The organism is Ruegeria sp. HKCCA4812 (assembly GCF_013034245.1).
In the GTDB taxonomy this organism is placed as follows: Bacteria; Pseudomonadota; Alphaproteobacteria; order Rhodobacterales; family Rhodobacteraceae; genus Ruegeria.
Genome location: NZ_WQFQ01000005.1, coordinates 238,676 through 258,734, shown reverse-complemented (window position 1 = coordinate 258,734; position 20,059 = coordinate 238,676). Strand labels below are relative to the sequence as shown.

At 59.5% G+C, this 20,059-nt stretch carries 17 protein-coding genes and 1 tRNA gene; 12 read left to right on the top strand and 6 right to left on the bottom strand.

Annotation, left to right across the window (positions count from 1 at the left end):
• Positions 1-425 precede the first annotated feature (425 nt).
• The 3 genes from GOW04_RS15855 (at position 426) to GOW04_RS15845 (ending at position 4,154) form a co-directional block, all read left to right on the top strand.
• Positions 426-515 (top strand) — tRNA-Ser (locus GOW04_RS15855).
• Between the two features lie 263 nt (positions 516-778).
• Entirely contained in the window at positions 779-2,761 is a 1,983-nt protein-coding gene (locus GOW04_RS15850) for a hypothetical protein (RefSeq protein WP_171233196.1), read from the top strand.
• Positions 2,762-2,906: 145 nt separating this feature from the next.
• Positions 2,907-4,154 carry a hypothetical protein gene (locus tag GOW04_RS15845; RefSeq protein ID WP_171233195.1) on the top strand — a complete coding sequence of 416 codons (1,248 nt, stop codon included), beginning with the start codon at positions 2,907-2,909 and terminating at the stop codon, positions 4,152-4,154.
• 7 nt (positions 4,155-4,161) lie between these two features.
• On the opposite strand, the gene GOW04_RS15840 is transcribed toward GOW04_RS15845, so the two are convergent.
• Positions 4,162-5,103, bottom strand: coding sequence for a YcaO-like family protein (locus GOW04_RS15840; protein WP_171233194.1), 942 nt, complete (start codon positions 5,101-5,103; stop codon positions 4,162-4,164).
• A gap of 68 nt (positions 5,104-5,171) precedes the next feature.
• On the opposite strand from GOW04_RS15840, the gene GOW04_RS15835 reads away from it, so the two are divergent.
• Entirely contained in the window at positions 5,172-5,483 is a 312-nt protein-coding gene (locus tag GOW04_RS15835; protein WP_152456717.1) for a hypothetical protein, read from the top strand.
• 32 nt (positions 5,484-5,515) lie between these two features.
• Positions 5,516-7,135 carry a hypothetical protein gene (locus tag GOW04_RS15830; protein ID WP_152456718.1) on the top strand — a complete coding sequence of 540 codons (1,620 nt, stop codon included), beginning with the start codon at positions 5,516-5,518 and terminating at the stop codon, positions 7,133-7,135.
• A 7-nt stretch (positions 7,136-7,142) separates the two neighbouring features.
• On the opposite strand, the gene GOW04_RS15825 is transcribed toward GOW04_RS15830, so the two are convergent.
• The 5 genes from GOW04_RS15825 to GOW04_RS15805 are packed head-to-tail and all read right to left on the bottom strand — an operon-like array spanning position 7,143 to position 11,115.
• Complete coding sequence (locus GOW04_RS15825; RefSeq protein WP_171233193.1) at positions 7,143-7,526, bottom strand: carboxymuconolactone decarboxylase family protein; 384 nt, start codon at positions 7,524-7,526, stop codon at positions 7,143-7,145.
• Between the two features lie 17 nt (positions 7,527-7,543).
• Positions 7,544-8,290 carry a sulfotransferase family protein gene (locus GOW04_RS15820; protein ID WP_254430167.1) on the bottom strand — a complete coding sequence of 249 codons (747 nt, stop codon included), beginning with the start codon at positions 8,288-8,290 and terminating at the stop codon, positions 7,544-7,546.
• Positions 8,287-9,123: a hypothetical protein gene (locus tag GOW04_RS15815; protein WP_171233192.1), complete on the bottom strand. Its 837-nt coding sequence runs from the start codon at positions 9,121-9,123 to the stop codon at positions 8,287-8,289. The genes GOW04_RS15820 and GOW04_RS15815 overlap by 4 nt, the downstream gene beginning before the upstream one ends.
• Before the next feature lie 19 nt (positions 9,124-9,142).
• Positions 9,143-10,231, bottom strand: a complete 1,089-nt coding sequence (locus GOW04_RS15810) for an aromatic ring-hydroxylating dioxygenase subunit alpha (protein WP_171233191.1) — start codon at positions 10,229-10,231, stop codon at positions 9,143-9,145.
• Complete coding sequence (locus GOW04_RS15805; protein ID WP_171233190.1) at positions 10,228-11,115, bottom strand: MurR/RpiR family transcriptional regulator; 888 nt, start codon at positions 11,113-11,115, stop codon at positions 10,228-10,230. The genes GOW04_RS15810 and GOW04_RS15805 overlap by 4 nt, the downstream gene beginning before the upstream one ends.
• A gap of 68 nt (positions 11,116-11,183) precedes the next feature.
• Between GOW04_RS15805 and GOW04_RS15800 the strand changes: the two genes are divergently transcribed.
• From GOW04_RS15800 to GOW04_RS15770, 7 genes are read left to right on the top strand one after another with little or no spacing between them, the layout of a single operon-like run.
• A complete protein-coding gene (locus tag GOW04_RS15800; protein WP_171233189.1) occupies positions 11,184-13,637 on the top strand; it encodes an FAD-dependent oxidoreductase in 2,454 nt (817 codons plus the stop codon).
• Positions 13,637-14,719, top strand: coding sequence for an alcohol dehydrogenase family protein (locus tag GOW04_RS15795; protein WP_254430166.1), 1,083 nt, complete (start codon positions 13,637-13,639; stop codon positions 14,717-14,719). The genes GOW04_RS15800 and GOW04_RS15795 overlap by 1 nt, the downstream gene beginning before the upstream one ends.
• Complete coding sequence (locus GOW04_RS15790) at positions 14,716-15,294, top strand: dimethylsulfonioproprionate lyase family protein (protein ID WP_171233188.1); 579 nt, start codon at positions 14,716-14,718, stop codon at positions 15,292-15,294. The genes GOW04_RS15795 and GOW04_RS15790 overlap by 4 nt, the downstream gene beginning before the upstream one ends.
• On the top strand, positions 15,291-16,397 hold the full coding sequence (locus tag GOW04_RS15785) for a mandelate racemase/muconate lactonizing enzyme family protein (RefSeq protein WP_171233187.1): 1,107 nt from the start codon (positions 15,291-15,293) through the stop codon (positions 16,395-16,397). The genes GOW04_RS15790 and GOW04_RS15785 overlap by 4 nt, the downstream gene beginning before the upstream one ends.
• Positions 16,394-17,500, top strand: a complete 1,107-nt coding sequence (locus GOW04_RS15780; protein ID WP_171233186.1) for a mandelate racemase/muconate lactonizing enzyme family protein — start codon at positions 16,394-16,396, stop codon at positions 17,498-17,500. The genes GOW04_RS15785 and GOW04_RS15780 overlap by 4 nt, the downstream gene beginning before the upstream one ends.
• Entirely contained in the window at positions 17,497-18,600 is a 1,104-nt protein-coding gene (locus GOW04_RS15775; RefSeq protein ID WP_171233185.1) for a mandelate racemase/muconate lactonizing enzyme family protein, read from the top strand. The genes GOW04_RS15780 and GOW04_RS15775 overlap by 4 nt, the downstream gene beginning before the upstream one ends.
• Before the next feature lies 1 nt (position 18,601).
• A complete protein-coding gene (locus GOW04_RS15770; RefSeq protein ID WP_171233184.1) occupies positions 18,602-19,873 on the top strand; it encodes an aspartate aminotransferase family protein in 1,272 nt (423 codons plus the stop codon).
• The last annotated feature ends 186 nt before the right edge of the window (positions 19,874-20,059 follow it).

The window sequence follows — 20,059 nt, the reverse complement described above, 5'->3', positions numbered from 1 at the left end:
GGTTCAAATCCTGCTCCCGCAACCAATAATTCCAGCCATATATCAAACACTTAGCCTCGCAACTCGCGGGGCTTTTTGTGTTGGGGTAATGTCCCTTAGCGAACAAGTGGGCATTTTCCAGGTTGGGCGTGGCAATGGGATCCAACTGTAACAAGAGAACTTCATCGCTTTCAGAAAATGATCTCATAATCGGCGCAACTATGCGGAACGGGGAATCGATATGCCGTGTCGCTTCGAACCTGAAGGTTTGGTGGCACCGCGTTGAATAAAGGCTTCAGAAAAAATTCTCCAAAACTGGCCCATGATCCATCTAAGTTGGCGTCTTTTACCGTGATTTCAACGGGTTCAACAATTTTGCCAGAGAGGGGCACAAATCAGATATTTCGCCTTGTATTCCCGTCGCTTGCAAGGATATACCCGTCGATGGAGACGTGGCCGAGTGGTCGAAGGCGCTCCCCTGCTAAGGGAGTAGGCGGGAAACCGTCTCGAGGGTTCGAATCCCTTCGTCTCCGCCATCCAACTTCCTTTATCTTTCTGTTCGGGGAGATTCAGCCCGAAGATGGCTGGGCCCCAGATATCCTGTTTTGCATTGGATTCTGCGATTTCTCGAAAGATCGGAAAGTGGCGGCGGGGCTTGGTGTCCAGCGCGATCGAAGCCCTTTCTATCCCGAATATTCCCAATCTCCTTCAGAACAGGGCAAAAACATGTCGGAATGACCGGTCACGATCCGGTAACGGCGTCGTGCGAATCGTTGTCTTCGTCGATCGGGAGAGCAACATGCCGCAACATATCATTCCGTCTGAACCCTGGCAGGACCTGGAAAAGCCCAATCGTGGATTGAACCGGGATCAGTGTCACTCGAGCGCGCCGACTGGTGCCCGAGACAGGGCGGCCGCAGAACATAACGGCGAAGCAGACCTGTTTGCCGGGACTTGGCCCACGAGCTTTTCCAAGGGCTTGCGGCATGACGAAAATGGCATTGTCGACGTGCAGGTTTATACCGAATTTCTGGAAGAAGTGGCTGATCCTACCTGCACCGACAATCAAGGAAACAGGCTGACGCTGTTTGACACGCCAGCCTATTCCGGGCCCTTCCGCACCGCGCCATCAGAGGGTGGTGAATTTAGATGGCGTGCGTGGGAAGGGCCAATCCTGGGTCATCGGTTGGGGTTCAATGGATTGGACGCCGGCGGTTTGGGTATCGCGCCGGCGCCCAGGCTTGGGTCAGATGAATTGGCGGCAGAGATGGCCGAACTCTATGCGATGGCCTGTCTGCGAGATGTGTCCTTCGAAACCATTCGGGATGGTGCCGAGGGAACCGACAAGGTGCTTGGCGCCCTTGGCCGGTTGGAGTGGTTCCGCAAAGACGGTTTCCCAAAGGATGCCAGCGGCGCCGAGATCGGGAAAGTACCGGCGGCGCGCCGGGTCCGAGATGGCGAAGGTCTGTCTTCGCGAACTTTGTTCCGCGGCTCGAGCCAAGGCTGTTCGGACGGGCCTTACGTGTCGCAGTTCCTTTTGCAGGGTTACGACCCGCTGACGTCAGACGCGGCGCATGTGCAAGGGCGGTGGTTGTCAAATACAACTGCGCCAAGGGCAATGCCGTTTGGTTCATTTCGGGTTGACCAAAGAGTTGCCCCACAGGCCGTTGGCGTGGACTATTTGCGGGACTGGGCCGAGTGGCTGGACGTTCAGAACGGGGCGGACGCGACCGGCGAACAAGCCTTTGAGGCCTGTGGCCCGAAGTTTATTGAAACACCTCGCGACCTTGCCACCTATGTGCATTTCGACTCGATCTATCAGGCTTTTTTCAATGCCTGCCTGTTGATGTTGGGCCGAGGTATTCAAGCAGATGACGGTCTGCCCGAAGTCTGGAATTCCCGTGCGGAGGATAGTGGGGCCCATTGGGGCGGATCACACGCGCTGTCAATGCTGGCAGAAACCGCGACCAGGGCAATGCGGGCCGTGCGACGCCAGACCTTTCAGGTGCACAACCGCGCCCGCCCTGAAAAGCTGGGCAGCGTTGCAACCTTGGTGGCGAATGGTCATGGCGCGGTGCTTGGGGCAGCGGAACCGTTTGCCGCAGCCCATCTTGAGAAATTGGAAAGCGCCGCCTGCGAAGATTTCAGTCTTGTGGAAGCCATTGCCGCCGCGCCGGCCACTAAGCGGTTCGCCCACAACGCGGTTTCTCATAAGGGGCTGCCACAAATCGATCGCAACCTGCTGTTGCCTGTTGCTTATCCCGAGGGCTCGCCAATGCAGCCGTCCTACGGGGCGGCGCATGGCGCAGTAGCCGGGGCGTGCGCGACGCTGCTCAAGGCGTTCTTCAGAACACATGCGCTGGACGGGTCCCGGGTAACTTTGGCAGAGGCGGGTATGGAGCGCGTCTTTGTTCCGGCTCCGGGTGGCAGGACACTGGTTGAGTCCGTGCGGCCAGAGGACAGCGCAGCGAAGCTTACGCTGAATGGCGAGCTGAACAAGTTGGCTGCGAATATCGCGATCGGGCGCAATTTTGCAGGGGTACATTTCTACAGCGACTATTTCGACAGTATCCGAATGGGTGAACGCGTTGCAGTGGGCATTCTGGCCGAACAGATGGCGAATTTCCGGGGGGCCGCGAAAATGTCGCTTGAAACATTTGATGGAGATCGCCTCAACATCGTTGGCGGTCGTTCTTGCGGTAGCGAAATCCACATTGTGAACAGTACGCCCGAATTGTGGTGGACCCGTCATTTGCCTGAACAGGCGGGGTGGGCAGGATGAATGTATCAGACCCCATGACAGGTCGGTCTACATGATGCTTCCTTGTGCGTCACCGGTGGCGATCGCCCCGTCGGAATTGAAACCCTGCGGGCATCGACCTCTGACTTTCCATTCTAGTGTCTCTGAAGCCCAACGGTGTTCTTTGATGTCTGTATTCCAATCGCCGGGACTTGCTGATCAAGGCGTGAACGACGCCACCCGGTCCGCGTGGAATTCGACCATTCAGAACATATTCGACGTGCAGGGCGTCAGCCCGTTTCTGGTCATGGATCCGCGTGACATCGAGGCGGGCCAGCCTTCGAATGGGTTCAGATGGCGCGCCGATCCGCGGGAACCGCGGGACTGTCTGGGCGATGAGCTGGCGGCGCGCGTGTGTGACCAAGGCTGGCCCGGCAGGGTTGAGCTGCACAATGAATATCTTGAATACACGTTGGTAATGCGACCCGATACCAGTGGCAGACTGCGCCCGAAGCGATTTGTGGCCACTACCGAGTTTGTGGAGTGGTGGCAGTTCATGGCGGTGTTCGATTTCGATCACTTCCTGTCGGTGGTCGCATCGGTGACCGGGCGCTTCTACTCCTGTAAGGATCTGTTTGAAGTCTCACGGTCGGTATGGACGTCGATGGATGTGTCCGAGCGTGCGGCCCGCTTTCACAAAAGGCTGGTGGGTAGGGATCACGCGCATCCGCCGGAACATCCGTTGAATATCCAGCATGCCCTGTTTCTGGCCAAGGGTACGAACCGTTTGACCGATCTGATCCAGACCATGCATTTTTCTTCCTTCCCGTATCTCGTGAAGGACGGCGAGAGCAACCGGCGCGCCCGGCTTGAAGAAGTTCTTGATTTCGCGAACCGGCAGGATCTGTACTGCGGGCATGCAGGGTTCCGCCTGGTGAGCGATACGCTTGAACTGGCCGCGGGGAAATGTGGTAAGTCACCAGCGGGTCGGGCGATGGCATTCTCTGATCCGCTTGGGCTGTATATTCAGGCATTCCATACATCACGACTGTTTGTGGGTGCGGGCAGGGTGCCTCGGGGCTGGGTCCGGTTCAGGCGCGGTGCGCCGGGAATGCACATGCGCCTTGAATTCGGGCCTGCCGACGACGATCCCCGGTTTCTGGATGATATCACGCTGGGAACAGGCCCTTCGGCTCGCCCTGTCTCGGGCTATGCTCTGGCCAGCCTGATCGAGGTCGGCCCGATGATCACAGTTGCCGCCAGGCCGCGCGTGATCACCCGTGTCGAATTTGTTGAAACTCCGCATGTTGATCCGGGGCGGGTTGTCCGCAGCCTGCCCGAGACCGAACGTTGCAGGCAGCTTTTGGAATTCGCGGACCGTTGCAAGGCAGAGACCAACGGCGACACGACACGCTTTCCCAGAGACGGATCCTGACCAGTGCTCAAACTGCTACGGCTTTGACCACCGGCAGGGGAATTTCAGGTGCCGTCATGTCAAAAACCGCAACCGGACGACCAAGGGCGCGGCTTGCCGCGGTCAATACCGTCGTCAGCGACGGATTCGGGCTGTCCCACGCCTGCACGTCGTACAACCGCGTCGGAGCAACAGGCCGGTCATTCTGCGCGCCACGATAAAGCCGGAACAGACGGGCCTGTTCGGCATCCATGCCGTGATCCGTTACACCGTTGTGTTCAAGCATCACCATGTTGCGCCAGGACACCACCGCCTCGGATGCTGCGTGCCAGACGCCCTGCGCCAGATTTGCGGAAAGCGCCGATCCATAGGTCGGCCTGCCGCCATCCGCATCTGCGCAGACCGCGCGCAGCAGAAGGCCGATGCCCGGAACTTCGAGGATGTGAAGGCTCAGTTGCCGCAGTTGGACGTGCAGCCACTGCGTCAAATCATGGGGCAGGACCGTGTCCGGCGCCAGGTGGTCAAACCCCTGCGATCCAAGAGCGTGTTCCAAACACTCCAGCGCCGCCCACAGCGCGGCGGCTTCATGTGTCGGGCCAGCCGCGGCACCTTTCGAAGTGACCTTTCCGTCACTGCCCGGAACACCCAGAGCAAGCGCTTCGTTTGGCATCACATGGGATGCGCCATCCGACGCAATCAGGCTTTCGCGGGTTTGTGGTGCTTCGGCACTGTATTGCAAGGCATAGCGCTCAATCGCTTCGAACCCGGCCAGCCGCGCCGCCTCTTCCGGTGCGCGGCCGGTGCCGAAAGACACGCGATGGCCCATCCCGCCCTTAGGGGGCAGAGCTCCGTCGCGCAGCTCGATCAAGCGAAAAGCCGCGTGGATCGGCGCATCTTTGGGGAATTCGGCAAACGAGGGTTTGGAAATTAGCCGAGCAGTTTCAGCGCGTTCTATCAACGTGTCGGTCATTTTCATTTCCGGATAAGCATATAACGGGGTATACAAGTGGGCATTGTTGTTTGAGAAGGAGATTTTACATGGCTCGTTTGGCAATCAACCCGAATTATTCGTTGAAAGACTTGGGGTGCGAAGTTCTGAATGCCGCGCGCGGCCGTGCGCTGGGGTCGCAAGATGATCAGGACGCGGCGGAACGCAAAATTCAAGAAATCCTTGCGGACAGTGGTAATCCAGAGGTCAGGTTTGTCTATGACACCAAGGATCTGGTTCATATCGTTGTTCCGGACCTGAGTGACAAAAAGCCGGATCCGAACCCCGATCACGAGTCATGGTGCTGCAAACTGGCCTATGAAGCGATGGGCGGTATCGTCATATTTGGATGCAGCGGTTAACGACAACCCCCGAACGTTTTTGAGGGCCGTTAGTGACTGAGGCAAAAACCAAGGTTTTTTTGACCGGACCGTTTCAGATTATCCGTGACGACGGTCAGGATGTGACGCCTCGGGGCACCAAAGCGAAAGCTCTTCTTGCTTTGGTGCTTCTGTCGAAAAACGCGATACGTAGCAGGGCTTGGTTGCAGGACAAGCTCTGGAGCGAGAGTTCGCCCGCACAAGGCGCGGCGTCGCTGCGCAAAGAGCTGAGTGTTCTCAGCAAGCACTTTTCCAAGCACAGACTTGATATTCTTGAAATCACCCGTGAAACGGTGTCGATCAATCTGGCAGCAGTCGAGGTTGATCTGTTTGACGAGCAGCTCAGTCCCGATCGGGCTGAATTGCTGGAAGGGTTGGACGTTGCCGACCCCGAGTTCGAGGCGTGGCTGACGGTTGAACGGCAGGCCTATTGGGACATCGATACAGACTCAGACGGACCGGTTCTGGCGGGCCGCGGTTTACCGGTGCATTGGGGGCGTTTGCGTCCAGCGGTAGTGGTTGAGCCTTTTGAAGTTGTCGGGGAAACGCCGGATATCAGCATCGCTGCCTCCTCCATACGAGACGAACTCATGTTTCTTCTCGGCACAATGTCCGACGTAATCGAACTGCGTGACGCGCGCAGGCAGGAAGGCCCGGTTGAAGGTTATGTTCTCAGCGGCAGCGTGGTTGGCGCGGAAGGCTTGCGGGTGGCCGCTCAATTGACGTCAACCGCGGATCAGGTGTGCCTTTGGACACAGCGGTTCCGCTTTCGTGCGAAGGAAACATTCGACGCGGTCGAAGAAATCGCCATGAAGGTCGTCGAGGCGCTCCAACTGCGATTGCGCGACGGGTATTGGTCAGAAATCTGGTCAAGCCGTGTCACTTCGACCGAGGCCTGGTCTGCGTTCCAGAAAGCGCGCATATTGGAAAGCCAGGCAACGGAAGACGGGTTGCAGGATGCCATCCGTCAATACCGCGCCTGTCTCGAGTTTGACCCCGGATACCTGCCGGCCCGTGTGGCGATCGGTTTCTGTCATTTGGACATGATCCGTCTGGGCATGGATGCAAACCCGGCCGAGACGCTGGCAATGGTAGAGGCCGAATGCAAACAGTTGCGCAACCTGAACCCGACTGACCCGTATTGCTCGGCCCTCCATGCTTTTACCCACAGTGTTGCCGGCAACACGTCAGAGGCTTGCAGCTTGATGCTTGCCGTCGTGGAACGTTTCAGCGGAAGCCCGGAATTGTTGGGATATTACGGCATCCTGTTGGTGTATGATGACCGGGCTGAAGAAGGCGTTTCGGTCTGCAAGAAAGCGTTGGCGTTGACGCCGCATCCGCCCATTTGGATCGAAGCAAATCTGGCAATCGCAATGATGATGACCGGGGACAAGGCCGCGTGGCAGCATGCCCATAACGTGCTGCGGGTCGACCCCGGACGCGTTCGTCCCAGGGTCGTGCTGTGCATGCTGTCCGCCGCCGCCGGGAACCATTCCCTGGCGCGCCGACATGCCCGGCAGATTCTGGAATTGCAGCCGGGCTTTACGGCCGAACGCTGGGCCTGGCCCGGCTGTTTCAAGAACAGGCAACACTACGAAAAAGGCGTGCGGCTGTTGTCGGCGGCCGGTTTGTGACGGGTCGTCAGGTTTCTTCCAACACCTTGCGGGCCACGCGAAAACACTCCAGCGCCTGAGGAACACCGCAATATATCCCGACCACGTGGATGATGGCGCGGATTTCTTCCTTTGAAACCCCGTTGTTGATGGCGCCCCGGCAGTGGATTTCCCATTCATGCATCTTGCCCAGTGCACCGATCATCGACAGGTTCATCATCGACCGGGTCTTGGCGTCGATCACGTCGTCGCCCCACCCAAACCCCCAGCACCAGGCCGTCATGGCTTCTTGAAACGGGCGGGTGAACTCGTCGGCGGCAGCAAGGTTTTTTTCCACATACTCTGCGCCCAGCGTGTTCTTCCTTTGCTCGAGTCCTTTCAGAAACAGGTCTTCGTCGAAAATGTCGGCCATTGCGGGTCTCCGGTGTGTCAGTGTGTCAGGCGGTGTCTGTAAAGGTGATCGTAATGCGGTTTCATCCTGCGGTGCACCTGTTTCACGCGGTCTGGCGCGTCCGCGATGTCGATATGCGTGCGGGGCTGCGGGGCAAGCCCGGTCGATTTCGCCAGGTTGCCATGGAACGACCCACCGTCCCACCAACTGAGGGCGGACGGATCACCGCCCGGTTCCCATGTCAGCGCCTCTTGGATGAATGGGATTCCCACCGCGTCACAGAAGGCCCGGGTCATGCCGTGTGGGTCTTCCAGCAGGTCATCGCTGTCAATGACCGGCGGCGGAGTTCCGTTCAACGCCGTCAACAGATCGAACAGCGCGCGCTGTTCGGGAAAGCCAACCTCGCCTTCGGCAAAGTCCGGCCATTGTTTGTACATCGAAGTGATGGTCTTGGCCGGGTCCCGAATCAGGAAGGCGTGGGTGAAATGCGACAGAAACTCGGCGTCCCACATGTGGTTGATGTAATGCGGAAAATCCTTGAGAAAGACCGGCCCCCATTTCGCCCGCTGCTGAATGTCCAGCCACACGCTGTCCAGTGTCAGGCCCGGCGTTGTCACATCACCCGATTGGAACCGATGCCAAAGCGGGTCTTCACCCTGATACCACGCCTCGCCGAAGGGCTCGTGCAGGCAGTCGAGATCACCGCGTTGCCGCATCATCCACTCGAATGCGGTTGACGTGGATCTGGGCACGGCCCAGAGCGCGAGGATTTTGTGCATGGTCATGGCCTCTCGAACAACTCAAGACGTTTCAGCAATTGCCCGTGCGGTTTGTCGGGTGCGATACCGAGGGATTTGAAGATGCGCCAGTAAAGCGCGATGTCGTGGCCGATCACCGGTTTGCCCAGCGCGTCTTCTAGCGTATCGGCCAGATGCAGCGGGCGCTGGGGCAAGCCACCGGGTCCGGTGCGGAAATTGCACATGCCATTGATCAGGATCGCTTCGGCCTGAGGTACCTTGTCGGCCACATATTCAAAGCTTTTCAGTGCCAGATCGCCGTCAAAGACCCAGCGACAGGAATTGACTTCTTCCTGACTGTCGAACCAGCCCTGATCGTGGAAATTCCCGGCCCAGACCACATCAAACCCGGCTTCTTTCAAGAAACCGACCGTGCCCTGCCACCATTCCGGCCAATGATAGGCGGCGTTCAGGGCAACCTTTTCGACATTCAGGTCACGCAATGCCTCGACCATGGCATATCCCGCCATGTGAAAGCGGGTGCCATATTTGTCTGACAGGGTTTCGCAGTGTTGCCGAACGCCTTCCACGCCCAGCCCGCAGGCATGGACCCAGTTCGAACCGACCTGACCGCAGACATCCACACCGTTGCGGGACATGCAGTGCACGAAGTCTTCGAGCATGCCAAAGTTCTGTTTCCGCTGATCCAACCCGTGCACATAATCTGGCACATGCAGCATCCACCCGTGAACGCCCACCGTTTCGGGGCACATGCGCAGGAAATCCGAGGGCGCGGCGTCAAAGTCGAACGGCGGGCAGGTGAACCCGACCTGATGGCGGAACAGTTTGTGTTCCGGGCGCCAGACTTCAGGCATCAGCATCAGCGTGCAACCTCGGCCACTAATCCACAGCCTCGCGCATCCATTGCTGAAGCCGCGCGATGGAATGTTCCGACATCACCCCGCAGCCCGGATCCAGAACAAGCGGTCCGGGGCGATAGCCCCGCGACTTGAGCCCGCGATGAACGGATTCCACGAGGCGGATGTCTTCCTCGACCGTCGTTTCGCGGTCCTGGACCGCCAGTTGCCGGATAACCGCACTGTCCGAGCCGCTCTCGGTGTACCAGCCGCGCCAGACGGTGCAGTGATCGGCATCAACCGCGCGCCAGTGATAGGTGTTCAGCACGTTGCCGGGATAACACTGGAACGAGAACATCGGCCACAGGAACCACGATTGGTAATCGCCCGCGTGCGGTACCGACAGGTCGATGGGGTAGGTCATCTTGTCGAGGCTCTGGCATTCCGTCGTGTGACGCAGGACATAGCCGCCGCCCGCGTCCGGCTGGATGTCATAGGTCTCGGGTTTGACCACACCTTCGGCAAAGGTCGGGTGGTTGGTCGGGCAATGGTAGCACTCCGAGTAGTTCTCGATGCTGACCTTCCAGTTGCAGTTTTCGGGGATCTCGACCCATTCCAGCGGCTCCAGATCGTCGATATGGGGAACGAATGCGCGGATTTCCTCGCGCACGCCGGGGTACCATTCATCCATTGGCGCGGCGTCGTCATCGAGGTTGACGAAAATGAAACCGTTGAACACTTCGGTTCGGACCGAGGTCAGGCAAATGGCGCTGCGGTCGAACCCCGGGACGGATTTGATGTTGGGTCCGGCGCGCAATTGACCGGACAGCTCATAAGTCCAGGCGTGGTAGGGGCAGACGACGACACGCGTGTTGCCTGCGCCGGTGACCATTTCATGGGCGCGGTGCTGGCAGACGTTATAGAAGGTGCGGATTTCGCCGTCGCGGCCGCGAATGCAGAACAGATTCTGGCCGGCGATCTCAAACGCAAAGTAATCCCCCGTTTCCCGGACCTGCGCAACATGGCCCGCAAACTGCCACGTTCGGGCCAGAAGCCCCTGCATTTCCTGCTCGAAAATCGCAGGGTCGACATAGTATCGCGCGTCCAGTGAGTGGGTCAGGGGTGCGTTCATTCGGGCTCCTCCGCGTAGAGGCCAAGTTGGTGTCTGCGTTGGTGAAACCGTTCCACCCGCTCGACGATCTCATCGCTGGACACGGCGATTACGAAGGACAGCAGAGTTTCCAGCAAGGCGATGGTCGAGACGGAGGACGGGAAGAATTGCGGGGTATCGGCGGCGACGACAAAGCCGTGCTGCGCGTTCAGGATGACGGGGCTGGCCGGGCTGTCCGAGATGCCAATGACTGTCAGCCCCTGCAGGCGCGCCAGCTTGATCGCGTCGATCACCTCGGTCCGGTAGGGGTGGCATGTGATGGCGATCAGGACGTCCTGCTCATCGGCCCAAGCCAGATCGTCCACCGGGGTCGAGCCGGGACGGGGGATGGCATGGAACTGCTTCATCCCCGTTGAGGCAAGATAGGTGAAATTGCGCGCGTTCGAGTTGTTGACGCCGACGCCCAGCGTGAAGATCTGGCGGCAATTCCAGATATCCTCGGCAGCGGCCTTCAGAGTTGCGGCATCGATCCCGGCAAAGGTTTCTTCGATATTGCGGATCGCCGCACCCACCATATCGGCATAAAGCCCCCCCAGTTCCCCTGACTTGCCAATGTCCTGCAACCAGCGCGCGCGGTCTGGAAACGACACGTTGCCCCGTCGAATCGCTTCGCGGAAGGGGGCCCGAAAATCTTCATACCCTTCGAAGCCCACCTGCCGGGCCATGCGCACGAAAGTATTGGGTTTGACCTTGGCCGCCTCGGCAATCTCGCGCACGGTTGAAACCCCAACATCCGTTGGGTTTTCCAGCACGTACCGCGCGGCTTTCTGCGCCTCGGGGGTAAGGGCGTCCCACTCCTGGCTCAGGCGGTCCAGAACGATTGATGATACATTTGTGTCATTCATGATTGACGATGGTACATTTGTGGAATTAGCCTGTCGAGCAGAAACGCGACTCGGGAAGAGGAAAAATCATGTCCGAGAAGAATCTGCCGTCACACGCCCGCGTGGTCATCGTGGGCGGAGGTGTCATGGGGGTCGGTCTGGCCTATCATCTGGCGCATGAAGGGTGGGGCGCTGACACCGTCCTGCTGGAAAAGGCCGAGCTGACCAGCGGCAGCACCTGGCATGCAGCAGGGCAGATCACGCATTCGACGTCCAGCTTTGGGTTGGGAAAATGCGTGGATTACAACATTGGCCTGTACTCTGGTCAGTTGGAGGCCGAAACCGGCCAGCCCGTCACATGGCATGGCTGCGGTTCGTTCCGTCTGGCCTATACCGAGGATGAGATGGACTGGCTGCGCCACACCTTGTCGGTTGGGCGGTCTCTGGGCTTCAATATCGAGCTTGTCGGCCCCGAAAAGGTGGCTGAACTGCATCCGTTCTACAATCTCGAAGGCGTTCTGGGCGCGCTGCATACGCCGGATGACGGGCATGTGGACCCGACCAATGTGACCATGGCCATGGCCGCTGGAGCACGGCAAAAAGGCGTTCGTATCTTTCGCAGCTGCCGCGCCACCAATATCACGCAGGCTGAGAATGGCGAATGGGTGGTTGAGACCGAACAAGGCACAATCACCTGCGAGCATGTGGTGAATGCAGGCGGCACCTATGCAAGGCAAATGGGCGAGTGGTCGGGGCTGCAACTGCCGATGACCTCGATGACGCACCATTACTTCGTGACCGAACCGGTGCCTGAATTCCAGAACCTGGACACCGAACTGCCGGTGATCCGTGATGACCGCAAGGTCTCGGGCTATATCCGGATGGAGCAGCAGCGCGGTCTGATCGGGATTTACGAAAAAGAGAACCCGAACTCGGTCTGGCATGATCACTGCCCGTGGGAATACGAAAACTGGTTGTTCGACGCGGATTACGACCGGGTGATGCCGTGGCTTGAGGAAAGCCTGAACCGGATGCCGATCTTTGCCGAACTGGGCATTCAGCGCGACGTGCACGGGGCGATCTCGCACCCGCCGGATGGCAACCCTTTGATCGGACCAGCGCCGGGGGTTCGGAACTATTGGTGCTGCTGCGGGACGCAGATCGGCATCGGCTGGGGGCCGGGTCTGACCCGCGAACTGGCGCGGTGGATGGTGAATGGTGCCGCCGATATCTCGATGCGCGAATTCGATCCGCGCCGGTTCGGCAGCTATGCGACCAAGGATTGGCAGGTGATCAAGGCCGAGGAAGATTACTGCTTGCGCCACGAAATCCCCTTTCCGCATTTCAACCGTTTGGAGGGGCGACCGATCAAGCCGTCGCCACTGCATGAGCTGCTGAAATCCAAGGGCGCTGTGCACGAAGAGGTCTACGGATTCGAACGCCCCCGCTGGTTTGCGCGGGACGGTGTGGAACAGCGCGATCACTACTCCTTCCGCCGCACCCCCGCCGACGACATGGTCGCGGCTGAGGTCAAAGCGGTGCGCGAAAGCGTCGGCATCATGGATGTTACCGCCTTCACCAAGGTCGAGGTTTCGGGGCCGGACGCCTATGCCCTGCTGGACCGGCTGACCGCCAACCGGATGCCGCAAAAGGTAGGCTCGATCACGCTGACCCATATGCTGAACCGTCGTGGCCGTATCGAATTGGAGACCACGATTGTCCGTATAGCCGACGACCGCTTCTATCTGGTTTGTGCGGCCTTCTTCGAACAGCGCCTGCTGGATCATCTGGCGCAGCAGCGCGCGAATGAGGATGTGCAGGTAAATGCCCTGTCCGCCGACTGGTCGGCCCTGTCGCTGAACGGTCCCCGATCGCGGGATGTGCTGGCGCGCTGTGCCGATGCCGATCTGACCAATGCCGGGTTCCGCTGGCTTTCCGCGCAGGAAATCACCATCGCCGGTCACAAGGTCTGGGCCTTCCGCATGTCCTATGCCGGAGAGCTGGGCTGGGAACTGCACATGCCGAACGCCGCATGCCTCGACGTCTACAACGCGCTTTGGGCGGCAGGTGAGGCGCATGGCATCACCGACTACGGCAGCTTTGCCATGAACGTGATGCGAATGGAGAAGGGCTTCAAAGGCGCGGGCGAGTTGACCAACGAGGTCACTCTGGCCGAGGCCGACGTGCTGCGTTTTGCGCGCACCGACAAGGATTATCTGGGCAAGGACAAGACGCTCAACACCGACCTGCCCTGGATCTGTGCCTATCTTTCAATCGAACCGGATGGAGAGATTGATGGGCATGGCGGAGAGGCGGTGCTGCTGGACGGGCGCGTCGTCGGGTCCACGGCGTCGGTCGCTTATGGCCACACCGTCGGCAAGATTCTGGCCTTTGCATACCTCAAGCCCGAAGCGGCCAAGGCCGGGACACAGCTGGAGGTCGTGATCCATGGCCAACCCCGTGCCGCCCGTGTTCTGGACAAACCTGCTTACGACCCCGACAGTTTGCTGCCCCGCAGTGACGCCATACTGGAGACCGCTTGATGAGCCTGCCCGATACGATGAGAGCCATGGTCACAATGGGCCATGGTGGTCTGGAACAGATGGTGATGCAGGAAGACTGGCCGCGCCCCGAACCCGCCGCCGGTGAAGTTCTGATCAGGGTCGCAGCCTGCGGCCTGAACAATACCGACGTCAATACGCGGTCCGGCTGGTATTCCAAGACCGTCACGGATGCGACCACCGGCGGCGCATTCGAGGAAGTCGATGAAGAAGACCCGACATGGGGCGGCAACCCGATCACCTTCCCGCGCATTCAGGGCGCAGATGTCTGCGGCCGTATCGTTGCCGTTGGCGAGGGCGTGGACAGCGCTCGTATCGGCGAGCGTGTCATCACGGATGGCTGGCTTCGAGATCCGGCTGATCCCGGCAACATGAACAAGACAGGGTATTTCGGTTCGGAACGCGATGGCGGGTTCGCCGAATATACTACGACTCTGGCGGTCAATGCGGTGCCGATCGCTTCGGACCTGTCGGATGCCGAACTGGCCACGTTTTCCTGTTCCTACTCCACCGCCGAAGGGATGCTGTCCCGCGCCAACGTGAAGGAAAAAGACACCGTTCTTGTACCCGGTGCCTCTGGCGGGGTGGGTGGCGCCTTGGTTCAATTGGCCAAACGCCGTGGCGCGCGTGTGATTGCGATGGCATCCGAATCCAAACACGCTGACGTGGCCGATCTTGGCCCTGATGTGATATTGCCCCGCGCTCCTGAAGATCTGCGATCGGCGCTGGGCGACGAGAAGATCACCGTGGTCGCCGATGTGGTAGGTGGCCCTTACTGGCCGAACCTGATCGACGTACTGGAGCGCGGCGGGCGCTACACCTGTTCGGGGGCCATTGCAGGTCCGATGGTCGAACTTGACCTTCGGACGTTCTATCTGCGCGATCTGACCTTCACCGGTTCGACCGTGATCGGACCCGAGGTCATGAAGAACCTCGTGGCATACATTGAAGCCGGTGAAATCAAGCCGGCTCTGGCCGCAACCTATCCTTTGGAGGAGTTGCGGGAAGCGCAAGCGGCGTTCATCGCCAAACAGCATACCGGCAATATCGTGGTGGTGCCATGACGTTGGATGATGTTCTTGAGGCGGCCCGCCAATTGCATCAGGCGCATCCTGACCTTGCCGCGTTTGCATCATGGCCGGACGATCTGACACCGACGGGTTTGCAGCCTTCTCACATTCCGGCGACCGATCTGGTGGGCGATTTTGGCCTTGATGGCGTGGCGCCAACCCGTGATCTGGTCGCGGCGATCAAGGCCAGCGCGCATCTGGCGCAATGGAAACACACATATACCGAAGAGGAAGTCGGTGCGGATTTCCTGAATCGGTACGGGTATTACGAACTGTTCGGACCGACCGGGCATTTCCACTCGACCCAATTGCGCGGCTACGTGGGATATTGGGGCGCGGGACTGGATTATGACTGGCACAGCCATCAGGCGGAAGAGCTGTATCTGACCCTTGCGGGCGGAGCGGTTTTTCGCAGCGACGAGGATGAAACCTTCGTCGGCCCGAACCAGACACGACAGCACAAAAGCTGGCAAAGCCACGCCATGATAACGACTGACCAACCGATCCTGACCTTTGTCCTGTGGCGAGGCGAAGGGATGGGCGACCTGCCCAGAATGGACGCCGCATGAAAATCACCCGCATCCGAATTTACCAGACCGGGCTTCCCTATGTCGGCGGTACCTATGCCTGGGGTGCGGGAAACGCGATTGCAACGGCCATCGCATCGGTGGTGGTAATCGACACTGACGCGGGTTTGCGGGGCTGTGGTGAGTTCACGCCCTGTGGCGAAAACTACATGGTGGCCCATTCCGAAGGTGTGGCTGCGCTGGCGCGTCTTGTCGCCGGCAAACTGCTGGGCGAGGATCCGCGTCAGGTGGGGCGGATCGAGCACCTGATGGACCATCTGGTACAGGGGCATGGCTATGCCAAGGCTCCGTTCGATGCGGCATGCTGGGATATCCTGGGTCAGGCGTGTGATCAGCCGGTCTGGATGCTGTTGGGCGGCAAGCTGACGGATGGCGCGCCAATGTACCGGGTCGCTCCGCAGAAAGCGGTCGAGGAAACCGTGGCCGAGATGGACCGGTACCGGGAACAGGGTTATCGGCAGTTTCAGATCAAAGTGGGCAGCGACTGGGCCAGTGACATTGACCGGATACGCACCACTGTACCGTTGCTGAAACCCGGCGAGAAAGCCATGGCCGATGCCAATCAGGGCTGGCGCGTGGACGATGCGATCCGCGTTGTACGCGAGACCCGGGATCTGGATTTCATTCTCGAACAACCTTGCCGCACGTATGAGGAATGCCAGCAAGTGCGCCGGATTGCCGAGCAGCCATTGAAGTTGGATGAATGCGTGACCGGGATCCATATGGCCCAGCGTATCGTCGCAGACCGGGGGGCAGAGATTTGTTGTCTCAAGATCTCGAACCTTGGCGGCATCAGCAAAGCCCGGCGGGTACGGGATTACCTGATCGACAACCGCATCCCTGTGGTCGGCGAAGACACCTGGGGAGGAGAGATCACGTCTTCGGTTGTCGCCCATTTTGCGGCGTCGACCCCGCCTGAATACCTGCAGAACACCACGGATCTGATGAACTACAACACGCGATCCACGGGCGTCGGCGGTCCTGTCGTGAAAGACGGAAAGCTATATGCAACCAATACGCCGGGATTGGGTGTAACCCCCGATTTTGAAAGCCTCGGCGCACCGGTGGCGGAGTATGCTCTATGAAGATTGAAACCATTACCGTTTTTCAGGTCGATTTGCCGCTCGAGCATCCCTATTGGCTTTCAGGGGGGCGCCTGAAGTTCGAAACGCTTGATGCGACGCTGGTCAAGCTCGAAACCGATACCGGTCTGGTCGGCTGGGGCGAGGGCACGCCCTGGGGGCACACCTATGTACCCGCGCACGGGCCGGGCATCCGGGCCGGGATCGAAACGATGGCCCCCTTCATCCTAGGCCTTGATCCGCGTCGCGTGCTGGACGTGGAACGGGCCATGGATCTAGCCTTGCCCGGACATCTCTATGCTAAAAGCCCCATAGACATGGCCTGCTGGGATATTGCCGGTCAGGCGGCGGGCTTGCCGATTGCCGATCTGATGGGCGGCGGATCGCGGACACCGCGCCCGATTGCGTCCTCGGTCGGGGCAAAAACCGTCGAGGAAACGCGCGAGGTCATGGAGCGGTATCGCAAGCGCGGCTATGTCGCGCATTCGGTGAAGATCGGCGGTGATGTCGAGCGGGACATTGCCCGTGTGCGGGATGTGGAAAGCATCCGGCAGCCCGGAGAGATTGTTCTGTATGATGTCAACCGTGGCTGGACGCGCCAGCAGGCCTTGCGGGTGATGAGCACCTGCGAAGACCTGAACGTGATGTTCGAGCAACCCTGCGAAACACTGGATGATGTCGCGGCGATCTCGGGGCTTCATGCGTCCCCTGTGTCTGTGGACGAGTCCCTTGTGACCTTGCAGGATGCCGTCCGGATTGCCCACGATGGTCTGGCCCAGATATTCGGGATCAAGCTGAATCGCGTGGGTGGCCTGACCAAGGCCGCGCGGATGCGCGATATCGCGCTGGCCCATGGGATAGACATGTTCGTGATGGCCACCGGTGGAACGGTTCTGGCCGATACCGAAGCGCTGCATCTGGCCGCCACGACCCCGGATGACCGTTGCCACGCGGTTTGGGCCTGTCAGGACATGATCACGGTTGATGTTGCAGGTGGTCGAGGGCCCCGCAACGTCGATGGCCATCTGCATCTGCCCGAAGCGCCGGGGCTGGGCGTGCATCCGGACGAAGCCGCATTGGGTGATCCAGTAGGAGAATATGCTTGAGAATTGACAAGATAACACTCTGGTCCGTCGATCTGACCAGCCATGAAACCTATCACATGGCCGGCGGCAAGACCTGCGCGACCGTGACGTCTCATATCCTGCGCCTTGAGACGGATACAGGTCTGACAGGTTGGGGTGAGGTCTGTCCGATCCCGCATTATCTGCCCGCCTATGCGGATGGCGTGCCGGGGGGCATCGCTGAAATGGGGCCCGAGATTCTCGGGATTTCGCCAATTGGGGTCGACGCACCGATGCGAAAGCTGGACGGGTTTCTGCAAGGCCACAGCTACGCGAAATCGATCGTCGACATTGCGTTGTGGGATCTGTTCGGCCGCGCGGCGGGGGTGCCGGTTTACGCGTTGCTGGGCGGGCGGACTCGGGCGGATATGCCGCTTTACCATTCGATCACATGTATCGCGCCGGACGAAATGGCGCGCATTGCCAAGGCAGCCTTCCAGACGGGCATTCGGCAATTCCAGGTCAAGCTGGGTGTCGAGGGTGATTGGCAAGCCGACGCCGAGCGGCTGATCAAAGTGCGCGAAGCCGTGGGAACCGGACCGCTTGTGTATGGCGACTGGAACTGCGGCGCATCGCGCCTTCAGGCAACGCGAACCGGGCGCGCAGTGGCGCATCTGGATATGATGCTGGAACAGCCCTGCAAAACACTGGAAGACTGCGCCGCTGTTCGTCAGTCGACGGGTCTGCCCATGAAGATCGACGAAAATGCATTTAATCTTGCATCGCTGATGCGGGCGCATGAGTTGGGATGCATGGACGCGGTGGCGCTGAAATTGTCGAAGTTCGGCGGTCTTTCGGCAATGCGCCGCGCACGCGATCTGACCGTGCAGCTGGGTGCCGAGATTTGTGCAGAATGCACCTGGGGATCGGATATTGTAACGGCGGCTTCGCTGCATTTTGCGGCTTCGACCCCGCATGGATCGCTGATGAACACTTGCGACTTGTCCTCTTACGTTGCTCCGCGCCTGTGTCCTGACGCACCAAACCGTGGAAACGGCCGGATTGCACCGCCCGAAGGCCCGGGTTTAGGTGTGACACCTGACCTCGAAATTCTTGGCGCCCCGATTTTGGAGATTGATTGAGATGCTGAAGATCCAGACACAGTCCGAGTGGATAGCACGCGCAAAAGAGGTTCTGCCAGCTGGCGGTTTCGGCAACTTCGATCCGGGCATCATCATCGCCCGTGGCGAGGGCAGCCATGTCTGGGACGAGGACGGGAAGGAATACATCGACTATCTGATCGGGTCCGGCCCGATGCTGCTGGGCCATGGCCACCCCGAGGTGATGGAAGCGGTGCTGGAGCAACTGCCCAAAGGAATGACCTTCTTCGCCAACAACAGCAAGGGCATCGAACTGGCCGAGGCCATCATCGAAGCCGTCCCCTGTTGCGAGCAGGTGCGTTTCGTTGCCTCTGGGGGCGAAGCAGACATGTACGCCATGCGGCTGGCGCGTGCCTATACCGGGCGCGACAAGATCCTCAAGTTCGAAGGGGGGTATCACGGAATGAGCGCCGAGGCGCAGATGAGCCTGGCCCCCAGCCGCCGGGTCAATTTCCCGCAGGCCGTTCCCGACAGCGCCGGTATCCCCCAAAGCGTGGCCGAGCAGATGCTGATCGCGCCTTTCAATGATCTTGACGCGGTGGCGGCGCTGCTGGACGAACATGATGATGTCGCTGCGATCATGGTCGAACCCTTGCAGCGGATCATCCCGCCCGAGCCGGGGTTTTTGCAGGGCTTGCGGACCTTGTGCGACAAATTTGGTGTTCTGCTGATTTTTGATGAGATCGTCACCGGGTTCCGTCTGGCTTACGGCGGCGCACAAGAGCGATATGGCGTGACCCCGGATATCTGTACGCTTGGCAAGATCACCGGCGGTGGTTTCCCTCTGGCGGCATTGGGTGCCAGCACCGAGATCATGAAGCATTTCGACAAATCGAAAGTCGGAGAACAGGGCTGGCTGATGCAGTTGGGCACTTTGTCCGGCAACCCCATAGCCTCAGCGGCGGGGCTGAAGACGATGGAGGTTTTGCGTCGCGACGGCACCTATGGACACCTGCGCTCGATTGGGAGGCAGTTGCAGCAGATGCAATCGGACGCTTTGAATGAGGCGGGCATCGCCCATCGCATCTGCGGTGACGAGACCTTGTTCGACATTTATTTCACCAAGGCCGAATGTCGGGATTATCGCAGCGCAAACCATGATGATCCGCAGCGCAATGCCACTTACAATGCAACGTTGCGGGCGCATGGGGTCTTCAAGGCTCCGGGCAAACTGTACCCGTCGCTGGCGGTTACCGAAGCGGATCTGGAACAGACCAGAGAGGCCGTTCGTCACGCCGTCGAAGCGATTTCCTGAACGCGGGTCTGGCACAACGCAATCTGGCACAACGTAAACGGGTCGCTGTTGAACTCAACAGCGACCCGCTACCTTTGGAAGCCGGGGGTCAGCCTCGCCCCCTCGAATACTGATTAAAACACCGGCAATCTGAAAACTTTTCGATACTTTCGAGACTGGCCCGACTTCCTCTTCGGTATGTCACAG